Annotated in this window: 14 protein-coding genes; 5 read left to right on the plus strand and 9 right to left on the minus strand. The window is 62.1% G+C overall.

Annotation, left to right across the window (positions count from 1 at the left end):
* Nucleotides 1-67 precede the first annotated feature (67 nt).
* Complete coding sequence (locus HFK74_RS05480) at nucleotides 68-1,732, plus strand: electron transfer flavoprotein-ubiquinone oxidoreductase (protein ID WP_180202661.1); 1,665 nt, start codon at nucleotides 68-70, stop codon at nucleotides 1,730-1,732.
* A gap of 185 nt (nucleotides 1,733-1,917) precedes the next feature.
* On the opposite strand, the gene HFK74_RS05485 is transcribed toward HFK74_RS05480, so the two are convergent.
* The gene (locus HFK74_RS05485; protein ID WP_180202662.1) at nucleotides 1,918-2,808 is read right to left on the minus strand and encodes an AraC family transcriptional regulator; all 891 of its coding nucleotides are present in this window, start codon (nucleotides 2,806-2,808) and stop codon (nucleotides 1,918-1,920) included.
* Nucleotides 2,809-2,999: 191 nt separating this feature from the next.
* On the opposite strand from HFK74_RS05485, the gene HFK74_RS05490 reads away from it, so the two are divergent.
* A complete protein-coding gene (locus HFK74_RS05490; protein WP_180202663.1) occupies nucleotides 3,000-4,052 on the plus strand; it encodes an NAD(P)-dependent alcohol dehydrogenase in 1,053 nt (350 codons plus the stop codon).
* Here the strand turns inward: HFK74_RS05490 and HFK74_RS05495 are convergent.
* The 6 genes from HFK74_RS05495 to HFK74_RS05520 form a co-directional block, all read right to left on the minus strand.
* Entirely contained in the window at nucleotides 4,049-4,852 is an 804-nt protein-coding gene (locus HFK74_RS05495) for an IclR family transcriptional regulator (protein WP_180202664.1), read from the minus strand. The two genes, HFK74_RS05490 and HFK74_RS05495, sit on opposite strands and share 4 nt — an antisense overlap.
* 60 nt (nucleotides 4,853-4,912) lie before the next feature.
* Nucleotides 4,913-6,223 (minus strand): MFS transporter, encoded by a 1,311-nt coding sequence (locus HFK74_RS05500; protein ID WP_008065845.1) that lies wholly within the window; start codon nucleotides 6,221-6,223, stop codon nucleotides 4,913-4,915.
* Nucleotides 6,224-6,388: 165 nt separating this feature from the next.
* Nucleotides 6,389-7,537, minus strand: coding sequence for a galactonate dehydratase (dgoD, locus tag HFK74_RS05505; protein ID WP_008065848.1), 1,149 nt, complete (start codon nucleotides 7,535-7,537; stop codon nucleotides 6,389-6,391).
* A 46-nt stretch (nucleotides 7,538-7,583) separates the two neighbouring features.
* Nucleotides 7,584-8,204, minus strand: a complete 621-nt coding sequence (locus tag HFK74_RS05510) for a 2-dehydro-3-deoxy-6-phosphogalactonate aldolase (protein WP_180202665.1) — start codon at nucleotides 8,202-8,204, stop codon at nucleotides 7,584-7,586.
* Nucleotides 8,205-8,223: 19 nt separating this feature from the next.
* Complete coding sequence (locus tag HFK74_RS05515; RefSeq protein WP_180202666.1) at nucleotides 8,224-9,216, minus strand: 2-dehydro-3-deoxygalactonokinase; 993 nt, start codon at nucleotides 9,214-9,216, stop codon at nucleotides 8,224-8,226.
* Between the two features lie 197 nt (nucleotides 9,217-9,413).
* The gene (locus tag HFK74_RS05520) at nucleotides 9,414-9,896 is read right to left on the minus strand and encodes a GNAT family N-acetyltransferase (protein ID WP_180202667.1); all 483 of its coding nucleotides are present in this window, start codon (nucleotides 9,894-9,896) and stop codon (nucleotides 9,414-9,416) included.
* A gap of 176 nt (nucleotides 9,897-10,072) precedes the next feature.
* On the opposite strand from HFK74_RS05520, the gene HFK74_RS05525 reads away from it, so the two are divergent.
* From HFK74_RS05525 to HFK74_RS05535, 3 genes are all read left to right on the plus strand, one after another.
* Entirely contained in the window at nucleotides 10,073-11,278 is a 1,206-nt protein-coding gene (locus HFK74_RS05525; RefSeq protein WP_180202668.1) for an MFS transporter, read from the plus strand.
* Between the two features lie 84 nt (nucleotides 11,279-11,362).
* Nucleotides 11,363-11,692 (plus strand): hypothetical protein, encoded by a 330-nt coding sequence (locus HFK74_RS05530; RefSeq protein ID WP_180202669.1) that lies wholly within the window; start codon nucleotides 11,363-11,365, stop codon nucleotides 11,690-11,692.
* 39 nt (nucleotides 11,693-11,731) lie between these two features.
* Entirely contained in the window at nucleotides 11,732-11,986 is a 255-nt protein-coding gene (locus HFK74_RS05535; protein WP_180202670.1) for a hypothetical protein, read from the plus strand.
* Nucleotides 11,987-12,095: 109 nt separating this feature from the next.
* On the opposite strand, the gene HFK74_RS05540 is transcribed toward HFK74_RS05535, so the two are convergent.
* Together HFK74_RS05540 and HFK74_RS05545 are read right to left on the minus strand one after the other, a co-directional pair.
* Nucleotides 12,096-13,025, minus strand: a complete 930-nt coding sequence (locus HFK74_RS05540; protein ID WP_180202671.1) for a PfkB family carbohydrate kinase — start codon at nucleotides 13,023-13,025, stop codon at nucleotides 12,096-12,098.
* Nucleotides 13,018-14,484, minus strand: coding sequence for a cytosine permease (locus tag HFK74_RS05545; RefSeq protein ID WP_180202672.1), 1,467 nt, complete (start codon nucleotides 14,482-14,484; stop codon nucleotides 13,018-13,020). The genes HFK74_RS05540 and HFK74_RS05545 overlap by 8 nt, the downstream gene beginning before the upstream one ends.
* Nucleotides 14,485-14,605: the final 121 nt, after the last annotated feature.

Genomic DNA, 14,605 nt, shown 5'->3' on the forward strand with positions numbered 1-14,605 from the left:
TCATGGATGCGACACCCAACCTCCATATTAGAAAAAAAACTGTTGAGCCTTGAGTAGGAGATAACCTGTGGAACGCGAATACATGGAATTCGACGTGGTCATCGTCGGTGCCGGCCCCGCTGGTCTTTCCGCTGCCTGCCGATTGAAGCAGAAGGCCGCCGAAGCCGGTAAGGAAATCAGCGTCTGCGTGGTCGAAAAAGGCTCCGAAGTCGGTGCTCACATCCTGTCTGGTGCGGTGTTCGAACCCCGCGCCCTGAACGAACTGTTCCCGGACTGGAAAGAACTCGGCGCGCCGCTGAACACGCCGGTCACCCGCGATGACATCTTCGTGCTGAAAAACGCCGAAAGCGCGCAAAAAATTCCAGACTTCTTTGTGCCCAAGACCATGCACAACGAAGGCAACTACATCATCTCCCTGGGCAACCTGTGCCGCTGGCTGGCCCAGCAGGCCGAGAACCTGGGCGTGGAGATCTACCCGGGCTTCGCCGCCCAGGAAGCGCTATTCGACGAGAACGGCGTGGTTCGCGGGATCATCACCGGCGATCTGGGCGTTGACCGCGAAGGCAACCCGAAGGAAGGCCTGTACACCCCGGGCATGGAACTGCGCGGCAAGTACACGCTGTTCGCCGAAGGTTGCCGCGGCCACATCGGCAAGCAACTGATCAAGCGCTTCAACCTCGCCAGCGATGCCGACGCCCAGCACTACGGCATCGGCCTGAAAGAGATTTGGGAAGTCGACCCGGCCAAGCACCAGCCAGGCCTGGTGGTGCACACCGCCGGTTGGCCGATGGACATCATGGGCACCGAGAACACCGGCGGCTCGTTCCTCTACCACCTGGAAAACAACCAGGTTGTGGTAGGCCTGATCGTCGACCTGTCCTACAGCAACACCTACCTGTCGCCGTTCGACGAGTTCCAGCGCCTCAAGCATCACCCGGTGCTCAAGCAGTACCTGGAAGGCGGCAAGCGCGTCAGCTACGGCGCCCGTGCCATCTGCAAAGGCGGCCTGAACTCGCTGCCGAAGATGGTCTTCAAGGGCGGCGCGCTGATCGGTTGCGACCTCGGCACCCTGAACTTCGCCAAGATCAAGGGCAGTCACACCGCGATGAAGTCCGGCATGCTGGCGGCTGACGCCGTGGCCGATCGCCTGTTCGCCGAGTCCGAAGGCGGCGACGAACTGACCAATTACGTCGAAAGCTTCAAGAACAGCTGGCTGTACGAAGAACTGTTCGCCAGCCGCAACTTCGGCCCGGCGATCCACAAGTTCGGCGCCATCGTCGGCGGCGGTTTCAACTGGCTGGACCAGAACATCTTCGGCGGCAAACTGCCGTTCACCCTGCACGACACCAAGCCGGATTATGCATGCCTGAAACTGGCGGCCGACTGCAAGAAGATCGACTACCCGAAACCGGATGGCAAGATCAGCTTCGACAAACTGAGCTCGGTGTTCATCTCCGGTACCAACCATGAAGAAGAGCAGCCGTGCCACCTGAAACTGGCCGACGCGAGCATCCCGATCAGCAAGAACCTGCCGCTGTACGACGAACCTGCCCAGCGCTACTGCCCGGCCGGCGTGTATGAAGTGGTCACCATGGAAGACGGCGAGAAGCGCTTCCAGATCAACGCCCAGAACTGTGTTCACTGCAAGACCTGCGACATCAAGGACCCTGCACAGAACATCACCTGGGTGACACCGGAAGGTGCCGGCGGCCCGACTTACCCGAACATGTAAGCCGAACCGCTGAACATCAAGGCTCCCAATTCGGGGGCCTTTTTGTTGCCTGCAATTCAAGCTCATACACGGCCCCCTGTAGGAGCCGAGCTTGCTCGCGAAGGCGGTGTGTCAGGCGAGATCAATGTTGAATGACACACCGCCTTCGCGAGCAAGCTCGGCTCCTACAAGGGATTTGCGGTGGATCAGGCGGCGCGTTCGTCCCCGGGGTTGCGCTCGAAGTAGCGCTTGTACTCGCGACTGAACTGCGACGTGCTCTGATACCCCACCCGATGCGCCACCTGCGCCACGCCCAACCCCTCGCCCAGCAACAACTGCTGCGCCCTGAGCAAACGCAATCGCTTCAGATACTGCACCGGCGACAACAAGGTGCTGCGCTTGAAATGCTCGTGAAAGGTCGACGCACTCATGTTCGCGCAACTGGCCAGGGTCTCGACGTTCAAAGGTTCGGTGTAATGCGCATGCAGATGACTGAGGGATGCCGCGATCCGGGCGAACTGCCCCTGCTGCTCAACCAGCGCCCGCAATACATCGGCCTGCGGACCACGGAGTGCGACAAACAGCAATTCACGCAGGCGCGCCTGCCCCATGATCTGGCATTCCAGCGGATCGTGCAGGCAACGCAGCAGCCGCTCGACACAACCGCGCATCGCATCATCGAGCACGGCCGAGGTCATGGACTCAGGTGTTTGTGCCGGGATATGCCGCCCCGGCGCCAGGCCCATCGCCAATACCAGCTCGCCCAGCATCACCCGGTCGATCGCAACCGAGACCCCGAGCATCGGCCCGTCGGGCGCCGCAAAGGTTTCGCACTCGAACGGCACCGGCAGCGCCTGGATCAGGTAATGCCCGGCTCCATATTCCAGGGTGCGCGGCCCCAGGTACGCCAGTTTGCTGCCCTGGGCGATGATCACCAGGCTCGGCTCATAGATTTGCGGCCCACGGGCCACATCGCAACTGGCCCGCAAAACCTGCACGCCCGGCAAGGCGGTCGGGACGAATCCGTCGCGCGTCGATAGCGGCTGGATCAGCGAAACCAGGGTGGCATTGGCATCAAGGTGACGGGTCAACAACATCGAAGGTCTTCACAAAAAAAGTCACGGAAAAAGGGATGAAAACATCATCGCAGGTCTGATCGCCAATGCGATCGATCAAGGGCGCATGCCGGAGGAATAGGCATGACACCCGGAGGAATCGCCATGGCCGCGAGGGGGACCGGCGCCCAGAATGCGCCGCCTCACCTGTTAACGCTTTTGCGAGGCTCACCATGTACACCGCCATCGGATATGCCGCCCAGTCGGCCACCACACCCCTCGCCCCGATGAAATTCCAACGTCGCAGCCCACGGCCCGACGACGTCGCGATCGAGATTCTCTACTGCGGCGTGTGCCATTCCGACATCCATCAGGCACGCAACGAATGGGGCATCGCCGTTTACCCGTTGATGCCTGGCCATGAGATCGTCGGAAAAGTTACCGCCATAGGTGCGAACGTTACTAAACATAAGGTCGGCGATCTGGTCGGCGTCGGCTGCATGGTCGACTCCTGCCGCCATTGCGAAGCTTGCCAGGCCGACCTGGAGCAATACTGCCTCGAAGGTCCGACCATGACCTACGCCACCCCCGACCGCGTCGATGGCAGCAACACCATGGGGGGTTACTCCGACAGCATCGTGGTCAGCGAGCATTTCGTGGTGCGTATTCCGGAAAAACTCGACCTGGCCAGCGCCGCACCGATTCTCTGCGCCGGCATTACCACCTACTCGCCGCTCAAGCATTACGGCGTCAAGGCGGGCGACAAGGTCGGGATTCTCGGCATGGGTGGCCTGGGCCACATGGGCATCAAGTTCGCCAAGGCCATGGGCGCCGAAGTGACGTTGTTCACCCGTTCGGCGAGCAAGGCCGAGGAAGGTCGTCGTCAGGGCGCCGATCACGTGATCGTGTCCACCGATGCCGAACAGATGAAGGCTGCGGCGGGACATTTCGACTTCCTGCTGGACACCATTCCGGTGCAGCACGACCTCAACCCGTACCTTGACACCCTGCGCTTCGACGGCGTGCACATTCTGGTGGGCCTGATCGAACCGATCGATCCGCCGGTGCATGCCGCGAAACTGGTGCTGGGCCGTCGCGTGTTGGCCGGATCCTTGATCGGCGGTGTCGCCGAAACCCAGGAAGTGCTGGATTTCTGCGCCGAGCACAACATCACTTGCGACATCGAGATGCTCGACATCCGCCAGATCAACGAGGCCTACGCGCGCATGATCGCCGGTGACGTGAAGTACCGCTTCGTCATCGACATGGCGACCCTCAAGCTTTAAACCTTGAGGCCAAGCTCCGCCGACAGCCGGGCCGTAACCCCTTTGATCAGGGGAATCAGCTCGGCCATTTTTTCCAGCGGCATGTACGGCACGGTGCTGGCGATGCTGATGGCGGCGACGATGCGTTTGCTGGCATCGCGGATCGGTGCCGCCACACAGCGGATCGACGGTTCGTTGTCTTCCAGATCGAAGGCATAACCGCCGGCCACGTACTCGATCATGCGCTGCTGGAACTGCTCCCAGGATTGCTCGGGATGCTGCGGCCAGAACTGATTTTTCCCACCCACCGGCAGGCTGACTTCGTACAAGCGCTGCCACTCTTGCGGCGAGTCATCGAGCATCAACGCCTTGCCGATCCCGGTGCGCGCCAAGGGCATGCGATGGCCGACCCGCGAGCGCATCTCCGGACCGTTGCGCCCCGGATTCTTGTGCAGGTACAGCACCTCGTCGCCTTCGCGGATAGCCAGGTGAATGGTGTCGCCGGTCAACGCCGACAACTCATCCAGGTACGGCCCGGCCAGGGTCACCAGCGGCACTTCTTCGCGCGCCTGAAACCCCAGTTCGATCAGCTTGGGCCCCAACAGATAACCGACCTGCGGCACTACCCGCAGATACCGCTCGTCCACCAGGCAACTGGCCAGGCGATGGGTAGTGCTGCGCGTGGTACCGATCAACCGGGCGATTTCCTTGAGATCGCGGGCGCCACTGGCCACGGCCTGAACCACACCCAGGCCGCGAAGCAGTGTCTGGGTGCCGGTCGGCGCGGCGTCCTTGGCGATTTTTGGGGCGTCTTCCTGCATATCCAGCCTTTACCGTTGAGCGAGTGAACGGGCGGCATTATGGTCGCCCGCAGGTCACGACTACAACTTGATACGCTCGACCTTGCCCACCAGCAAGATGTAGGAAAGTGCACCGATCAACGCCAGCACCGAGATATAGGTGATGGCCGGGGCAAAGGAGTCACCGCTGGCCAGGAAGCCGATGACGATCGGCGTGGCGATGGCCGACAGGTTGCCGATGAAGTTGAACACCCCGCCGGTCAGCCCAAGCAAGCGCGCTGGCGCCAGGGTCGACACCAGCGACCAGGTGATCGACGCCAGGCCGTTGCCGAAAAACGCCAGCGCGAGGAAGGCAATCACCAGCGGCGTCGATTCGACGAAGTTGGCGCCGATGATCGAAGTGGAAATCAGCAGGCCACTGATGATCGGCAACTTGCGGGCGAAACCCACGGTGTAGCCACGACGAATCAGGAAGTCCGAAAAGAACCCGGAACACAGCACGCCGACGAACGCTGCGAGAAACGGCAGCGACGCCAGCAAGCCGGACTTGATGAAGTCCATGCCGCGGTATTTCACCAGGTAGGTCGGGAACCACGTCAGGAAAAACCACAGCGTCGAGTTGAGGCAGAACTGGCCGAGGTAGATGCCCCAGAGCTTGCGCTTGGTCAGGACAATGCCCAGATCGGTCCAGCTGAATTTGGCCTTGACCTTGGCCTGTTCCGACTGGATGTCCACCAGCCCGCCGCCTTCTTTGATCAGCTCGATTTCGGCGTCGTTGGCGCCTTTGAAATCCCGTGGCTCGCGATACACCGCGTACCAGATCACCGCCCACAGAATGCCCACTGCGCCGGTGGTGACGAACACCATGTGCCAGCCGAATTCATGCTGCAACCAGGCCAATACCGGTGTCAGGAATGCCAGGCCGACGAACTGCCCGGAGGTGTAGAAACCGATGGCCGTGGCGCGCTCACGCTCCGGGAACCAGGTGGTGACCACGCGGCTGTTGATCGGATAGGCCGGCGCTTCCAGGGCACCGACGGCCATGCGCAACACGAACAGCGCGACGAAACTGCCCGCGAAGCCGAGCATGACCGTGGCAATCGACCATAACAGCAGTGCGGCGGTATAGAGAATGCGCGGCGGCACCCGGTCCACCAGCCAGCCACCGGGAATCTGCATGGCGGCGTAGGTCCAGCCGAAGGCCGAGAAGATCAGGCCGACGTGGATCGGATCGATGCCCAGGTCGCTCGTCAGCGCCGGTGCGGCGATCGACAGGTTGCTGCGGTCCAGGTAGTTGATCACCACGGTGATGAACAACAGGACCATGATGAAAAAACGCTTGCGGCTGGGCGCCGCCAACGACGCCTGCCCGGTGAGGGTTTGCGGTTGCATGAGGAGTGCCTCTTTTTATGTTTATTGAGGTCGTGATCGTTCCCACGCTCTGCGTGGGAATGCAGCCAGGGACGCTCCGCGTCCCAAAAGCGGACGCAGAGCGTCCGGTGAGGCATTCCCACGCAGAGCGTGGGAACGATCATTTTGCGGTGGGTCAGGCAGCACTCACCACTCGGCAAAACTGCCGTCGGCATGGCGCCAGATCGGGTTGCGCCAGCGGTGGCCGACCGCGGCGCGTTCGATCACGTATTCCTCGTTGATCTCGATGCCCAGGCCCGGGCCGTTCGGGATTTTCACGAAGCCTTTGTCATAGTCGAACACCCGCGGGTCCTTCACATAGTCGAGCAGGTCGTTGCTCTCGTTGTAATGGATGCCCAGGCTCTGTTCCTGGATGAACGCGTTGTAGCAGGCCGCGTCCAGTTGCAGGCACGCCGCCAGGGCAATCGGGCCCAGCGGGCAATGCAGCGCCAGTGCCACGTCGTAGGCTTCGGCCATGTTGGCGATCTTGCGGGTTTCGGTGATGCCGCCCGCATGGGAAGCATCCGGCTGGATGATGTCGACGTAGCCTTCGCTGAGCACGCGCTTGAAATCCCAGCGCGAGAACAGGCGCTCACCCAGGGCAATCGGCGTGCTGGTCAGCGGTGCCAGTTCCTTCAGCGCTTCGTAGTTTTCGCTGAGCACCGGTTCTTCGATGAACATCAGTTTGTATGGGTCGAGTTCCTTCATCAGCACCTTGGCCATGGGCTTGTGGACCCGGCCATGGAAGTCGACGCCGATGCCGACGTTCGGCCCCACCGCATCACGCACGGCGGCGACGTTGGCCAGGGCCAGGTCGACCTTGTCGAAGGTATCGAGGAACTGCAGCTCTTCGGTGCCATTCATTTTCACCGCGGTGAAACCCCGGCTGACCGCTTCTTTCGCGGCGCGCGCGGTGTCTGCCGGGCGGTCGCCGCCGATCCACGAATACACGCGGATCTTGTCCCGCACCTGCCCACCCAGCAGGTCACTGACCGACACGCCCAGCGCCTTGCCCTTGATGTCCCACAACGCCTGGTCGATGCCGGCCAGGGCGCTCATGTGGATCGCACCGCCACGGTAGAAGCCACCGCGGTACAGCACGGTCCAGATGTCTTCGATATTGCGTGGATCTTTGCCGATCAGGTAATCGGACAATTCCTCAACGGCAGCAGCCACGGTGTGGGCGCGACCTTCGACCACGGGCTCGCCCCAGCCGGTCACGCCTTCGTCGGTCTCGACCTTGAGGAAGCACCAGCGTGGCGGAACGATGAAGGTGGTCAGTTTGGTGATTTTCATCTTGTTGTCTCTCTTATAGATGCAGCGCTCGCAGCGCCAAAAAGTCTTAGCGAAGGGCTTTCCAGGCAGCCACGTAAGCCTTGGCGTTAAGCGCCACTTCCTCCGGCGTCATGCCCGGCTTGAACAACCCGGAACCGAGGCCGAAGCCTTTGACGCCCGCGTCGATGAACACCTGCATGTTGTCCGGGGTGATGCCACCGACCGGTGCCAGGATCGTTCCCGCCGGCAGTACCGCGAGCCAGGCCTTGACGACCGCCGGGCCCATCTGCTCGGCCGGGAACATCTTCAGCACATCCGCGCCTTCGGCCAGTGCCGCGAAGGCTTCGGTCGGGGTGGCGACACCGGGCGAGAGGTAAAGGCCGGCCGCTTTCGCCGCGCGCAACACCTTCGGATCGCTGTGGGGCATGACGATCACCTGGCCGCCGGCCGCCTTCACCTGTTCAACCTGCTGCGGCGTCAGCACCGTGCCCGCGCCGATCAGGCAATCAGCGGGCAACGTGCTTCGCAGGATGCGGATGCTTTCGTACGGCTCAGGGGAATTGAGCGGCACCTCGATGACGCGAAATCCGGCGGCATACAGGACTTCACCAATGGCGGCGGCTTCTTGCGGGCGCAGGCCACGCAAGATCGCGATCAGCCCGTTTTGCGCCAGTGCTTGTTTGAGCATGTCAGGACTCCAGTCAGGTTTAACGATTTGGCGTGGACGCGATCAGGCCGGCCGCCAGTGCCAGCTGCCACAACCCGCGTTCGGTGGCCTGCTCGGCCAACGTCACCCGCGCAAAACCGCAGGCATCGAGTGCGCGGCTGTAGCGGCTGCACAGCTGGGAATTGCCGATCAGGATGATCGAAGGCAGATGCACGCTGTTGCGCCGACGGCGCTGCACGCAAGCCAGGGCCGACAGCTCATGGCCGATCAACAGGCCGGACAGGTAATCCGCTTGCGCCGTGGCGCTGAGTTCACCGGTCAGGCCGAGGCTGCGGGCGCTGAACAAGGTCGACAAGGGGCCGATTTCGCCGTCTGCCGACAACGCCACCTGCACGCCGCGATCGAATGCACCCGCATCAAATGACGCGCCGCGCTGCTGGGTGCGCCCCAGGATGCTGTGTTCGCTGAGCACGGCGAAGACTTCGCCGGTCATGAAGGTATCGAAATGCACGATGCAGCCGTCGGCCACTTCCACCCATTTCGAATGGCTGCCCGGCAGGCCGATCAGCAGATCGCTGCCCGCCTCGCCCGCGAGGTTCTGCAGGACGCCGAGCACCTGGGTTTCTTCGCCGCGCATCACGTTCGGCAGGAGCGAACGCTGGATCACCCCCGGCACGATGTGCACATCGACACCGCGAAGACTGCGAACGGTTTGCAGGGAAGTGCCAAGACTGGCGACGTTCGCCGGTGTGTCGCGGTAGGCGGCTTCGCGCCAGCCCTGGGCGCTGCCGACCATGCCACAGGCGATCACCGGCAAGTCGGGTTGTTCGTCGAGCCAATCACCACAGGCCTCGTCAAACGCCAGTTCAAAACCGTCGACGCATTCGCGACCGTTGATGATTCGCGCAGCCTTGGGCAACTGCATGATCCCCGACGACAGCGAACGTTGTTCGAGCACCTGGCCGCCCGCGGCAAGTTTGTAAGCACGTAATGAGGTTGTCCCCCAGTCGAGCGCGATCAATTGCGCCTGCATCGCTTCACCTGTTCTGTTTTTGGCAGTGAGTGAGGCGGACTATAAACCTTGGCATCGACAAATCTCAATATATAAATATCAATCCCATATATTGAGATTAGACAAAAAAAGATCGCAGCCTTCGGCAGCTCCTACAGGATCGGGTTTACACGCGATTCATGTAGGGGCTGCCGAAGGCTGCGATCTTTTGAACGGTATTAATTACCCTCAGCAAATTCCCGCAAGACTGCCCCATCCATGCGGTATCGAACCCACTCTTCCTGCGGCTGCGCGCCCAGGGACTTGTAGAAGTCGATGGCCGGGGTGTTCCACTCCAGCACGCTCCATTCAAAGCGCCCACAGTCGTTGGCACAGGCGATTTTCGCCAGGTGACGCAGCAGGGTTTTACCCGCACCGCCGCCGCGCTGTTCAGGGGTGATGTACAAGTCTTCGAGGTACAGGCAGTTGCTGCCCAGCCACGTGGAGTAGCTGAAAAAGAACACTGCAAAACCGATGGGCACTCCATCGCGCAGGCAGATCAGGCCATGGGCCGTCGCCCCTTCACTGAACAGGCTGCGTTCGATGTCGGCGACACTGGCGATGACTTCATGGCGAGCACGTTCGTAGTCGGCCAGTTCAGTGATGAACGCGAGGATTTGCGGCGCGTCACTGGGGGTCGCCGGGCGGATTTCGATCGTCATGGACGTGCCTTGTCAAAAGTTGAAAACGCCATACTAAGGCGCCGTGAGAATTGTGGCGAGGGAGCACCTTACTCCGGTTCGCACTAACCCTGGCATCACCAAGCTCAGACCTAACATAGACACGTTGCATGATAGATAGATGACCTGCGTATTCATCGGGTCAAGGAAACCGCTTCATGTCCACTGCAACACCTCCAGTCTCCAGCAAATTGTTCGGCCTCTTTTGCCTGGCCAGCTACCTGCTCTCACTGTCCTACGGTTCGACCTTCTTGCTGTCGCTGCTGATCGGCTCGCGCGGCGGCAACGAACACGACGCCGGCAGTGTGATTTCGGCGGCGATGCTCAGCACGTTTGCGGCGGTGATTGTGTCCGGTCACTTGTCCGACCTGCTTGGTGCCGCGCGTTCGGTCGCGCTGTTCGGCATGTTGCTGGTGGCGGCCAGCCTGGGCTTCGCCCTGACGCCGGGCTTTGGCCATCTGCTGCTGTTTTTCGGGCTCTTGCTGGGGTTGGGTTGGGGGGTGTTCTACACCCTCGGGCCGATCATCGTCGCGAGCCTGGTCACTCCCGCGCAACGGGCCAAATACTTCGCGTTGTTGTCGGGCAGCATGATGACCGGGATCGGCAGCGGGCCCTTGCTGGGTCGTGCCGCAAGCGCCCTCGGCTACCCGCTGACGGCCGCCTTTTACCTCGCTGCGCTGGCCAGCCTGATCGGGGTGTTGCTGTTCTGGCAGCTCGATCGACACCTGGAAAACGCATCGTTGCAATCGACTGCGGTGTCGCGGATTTCATGGCGTGCAACGACCCGGGTGCTGTCGTCCAGAGCGGTGTTTCCAATCATCATGGTCGGCCTCGGCGGTTGCGTGTTCGGTGGCCTGTCGAGTTTTCAGACCAGCTACGCAGCGGCGCGCTCGCTCGATTATTCGCTGTTCTTCCTGGGCTTCATGAGTGCGGCGATCAGCAGCCGCATGCTGATCGCCGGTTACGTGGTCAAGCGTGATCCGTTGCGCGCTTCCTGCCTGCTGTCTGGCCTGATGCTGGGCTCGATCCTGATGTTCGGTTTCGTGGTCAATGATGGCCTGAGCTACTTGATCGCGGCGGTCATGCTCGGGGTCGGCTACGGGCTGACGTACTCGGTGATCAACGGCCTCGCCGCCAATGAAGCGCCGAGCGGCACCACGGCGCAGGCCTTGCTGTTGTTCAGCCTGTCGTACTTTATCGGCGTGTTCGGCTTTCCGTTGCTCGCCGGGAAAATCATCGTCGAACAAGGCATGGCCACGCTGCTGCTCACGGTAATGGCGGTTGCCCTGCTTAATTGGCTGATCACCGTGGGGCGATTGATCTGGCGTCGAGTCTGCACGACCAAGGCGTTGCAGCAGGCCTGAACCGTTCGTCGTTGATCAGGCACCAATTCGAAACGGGGGCGGACCAACATCAGGTAAGGACTCTAAATCAATGGAGACACCCCCATGATCTCGTCCAGGTTGACCGCCCTCGCCCTCGCTGTCCTGCTGTCCCCGCTCGCCATCGCTGCCACCACTGCCTCCGGTACAGGCCCGACCAATCCGGTCGAAAAGCCCAAGGCCCCCGCCATCCAGAGCGCCCCCGCCATGAATACCAATGGTACGGGCGTCGACAGCAGCCTGCCGCCATCAACCGGCACCGATCCGCGGACCCAGGGCAACGATATGGGCCGCCAGGGCGGCTTGAACCTGCCCGATACCAAGACACCCGATAACGCCAGCCCCGGCATCGGCTCGACCACCACCGAGGACTCCTTAGGGGGCGCGAGCCAGTAATTCGCCGCACTACCTACCCATCGCAACGAAGAGGTAACCATGAACGTCGATAAAAACCTGGAAAAAGAAGTCCTGACCCGCCTGCTGCACGCCCACCCGAGCGGCCTGGGCAAGGAGGTGCTGGACAATTACCGGGGGGAGAAAGTCGTCGCCAGTACCCTCGCTACACTTCAAGACCGCGGGCTGATCCAGCACGGCAACGTGGTGTGCAACGAGGCCGGCGAACACTCGCTGAACCTGCCGATCAAACTCAGCGCCGCCGGCGTCGAAGCGGCGCGCAAGCTGGATGCCTGATTTTATGTGCTGAATGTCAGGCCCCTTCGCGAGCAGGCTCGCTCCCACAGGGGATTTGTGTCGTTCACAGATCCATTGTGGGAGCGAGCCTGCTCGCGATGGCGGTGGATCATCCGCCGAAAGTCTTCCTGATCAACTCATCCACCTCTACCGTCCCAGGCGATGTCGCCGGCCCCCACCGGGTTACCGCCAACGCCGCTGCCGCATTAGCCCTTTGCGCAGCATCAAGCGCAGACAACCCCTGCGCCAGCCCCGCCACGAACACCCCGGCGTGGGCATCACCGGCGCCATTGCTGTCCACCGCCTGCACCTTGAAACCTGGTACATGTCGCCGCTCGCCCTGCTGGTCTATCCAGCATCCTTGGGGTCCGTCGCGAACGACCATGAGCACATCGCGCGGCAAATGCTCGACCAGACGATCCAGCGCCTGGGCGATGTCCGTTGCCCCGGTGAATCGCAACGCCTCGACCGCATTGCTGGTCCACACATCAATGCGCGCCAGCAACGCCTGCATCAGCGGCGCATCCGGCGAATCCACCAGCGGCCCCGGATCGAACACCACGTTGATCCCGCTCGGTAACGCCAGCACCCAATCCACCAGCGCCCGCGCCTTCCCCGCCTGCAGGAGACTGTAGCCGCTGACGTAGACATAATCGCCCGCCTCGACCGGCACACTGGCCAGGTCCTGCGCAGTCACTTCGCCCTCGGCGCCGATGTAGGACACGAAGCTGCGTTCGGCCGAGGCGTCGGTGATCGCCACGCAGATCCCGGTATCGCGCTCGGCGGGATGAATGATACCGATGCGGATACCTTCAGCCAGCATCGCTGCGCGGGCCAGATCGCCGAAACGCCCGGTGCCATGCCGACCGAGATAAACCACCGGCAGACCGTTACGTTGCGCGGCGGCCATCACATTGAAACCGCCGCCGGCTTCGAAGCTGGCGGACTGCGCCAACACATCGCCCCCCGCTTGCGGCAATTTATCCACGGCCATGACCAGGTCGATGATGACCTGGCCGGTGTGCAGCATCTTAGGCATGAGCGTTCTCGATCAGCGCGCCGCGACGATCCTTCGCCCCGCCGAGTAGCAGGTAAATGCCACCGGCGACCACAAAGGTCACGATCCAGCCGAGGCCGTTATGCCCCAGCCACGAGTCGGACAGGAAACCCTTGAACCAGACGTTTTCCGCCGTGGTGCCGATGGTGGTAAAGCTGAAACCGAGCACGATCGCCACCGCCCAGGCACCGAACGCGCGCCACTCGACGCCGCCGCGATACCAATAGGCGCTAGTTGGGCTCACGTCCAGCAAGTCCTTGGGGCTGTAGTAGTGACGATGCATCAGATCGACCACGAAGATCCCGACCCACGCGGTGATCGGCACCGCCAACAGGGAAATGAAGGTGATGAACGGGCCGTAGAAACTGTCGGCGATCAGCATGAAGTAAATCGAACCGGCGAAGATCGCCACGATGTCCACCACCACGGCGTAGACGCGCTTGACCTTCAGGCCCAGGGTCAGCGTGGTCAGGCCAGCGGAGTACACCGACAGGTTGTTCGACAGCAGCAGCCCACCAAAGGCGGTGATCAGGTACGGCACGGCCATCCAGGTCGGCAGCATGTCGCGGATGGCGATGATCGGATCGGTGGCCTGGGCCAGGTCGTTGTTGCCCACCGACAGCAAGCCGCCGAGGGTGATCAGCAGCACCAGCGGGATGCCCGCGCCGAACGCTGCCGACGCCACCAGGCGCACGGCCTTGACGCTGCGGTGCTGATAGCGCGACATGTCCGCGCCGGCGTTGGCCCAACCGATACCGGTGCCGGCCGCCATGGTGCCGATGCCGATGATCATCGCGCTCATTGGCGCCGGCGTGGCGTTGAATACGGCGCTCCAGTCGATGGTGGCGCAGAGGAACCCGCCAACCAGGATGTTCAGTGCGCCGAACACGTAGGTCGCCCACTTCTGGATCACCAGCAACGTGGCGTGACCGAGGCCGGACACCGACAAGGTCAGCAGCACGAAAATCGCGATGAACACCAGGGTCAGCAGCGGCGCGCTTTTGGCTTCCACCGGCGAACCGAAGAGGATCGAGCACAGCGACAACAGCACGAACGCGGCGGTGGTGGTGTTGACGGTTTCCCAGCCCAGGCGCGACATCAGCGACACCAGGGTCGGGCCGATATTGCCGCGCACGCCGAAGATGGCGCGGGACAGGGTCAGGCTCGGCGCGCGACCACGACGACCGGCGATGGAAATGATCCCGACCACCGCGAAGGAACCGGCGGCACCGAGGATCGCGACGATGACCGCCTGCCAGATCGCCAACCCGCGAAAGGCCACGAGGGTTGCCCCCAGCGGCAGGCCGAGGATGGAAATGTTGGCGGCGAACCAGACCCAGAACAGCTGCAGCGGATGCCCGTTGCACTCGGCCTCCGGCACCGGCTCGATGCCGCGGGTTTCCAGTTGCCCGGCGCTCTGCCCGGCGTTCGATGAACTCATGAAAAATGCTCCTGTTGCCATTTTTGTGGTTGTGGGCAAATCAGATTTTTAGAGTCGACAATGCCCCCTGTAGGAGCGAGCCTGCTCGCGATGGACGTGAACGATGATGCGGGTTTCCTGA

The sequence above is a fragment of the Pseudomonas sp. SbOxS1 genome (assembly GCF_013416725.1).
Taxonomy (GTDB): domain Bacteria; phylum Pseudomonadota; class Gammaproteobacteria; order Pseudomonadales; family Pseudomonadaceae; genus Aquipseudomonas.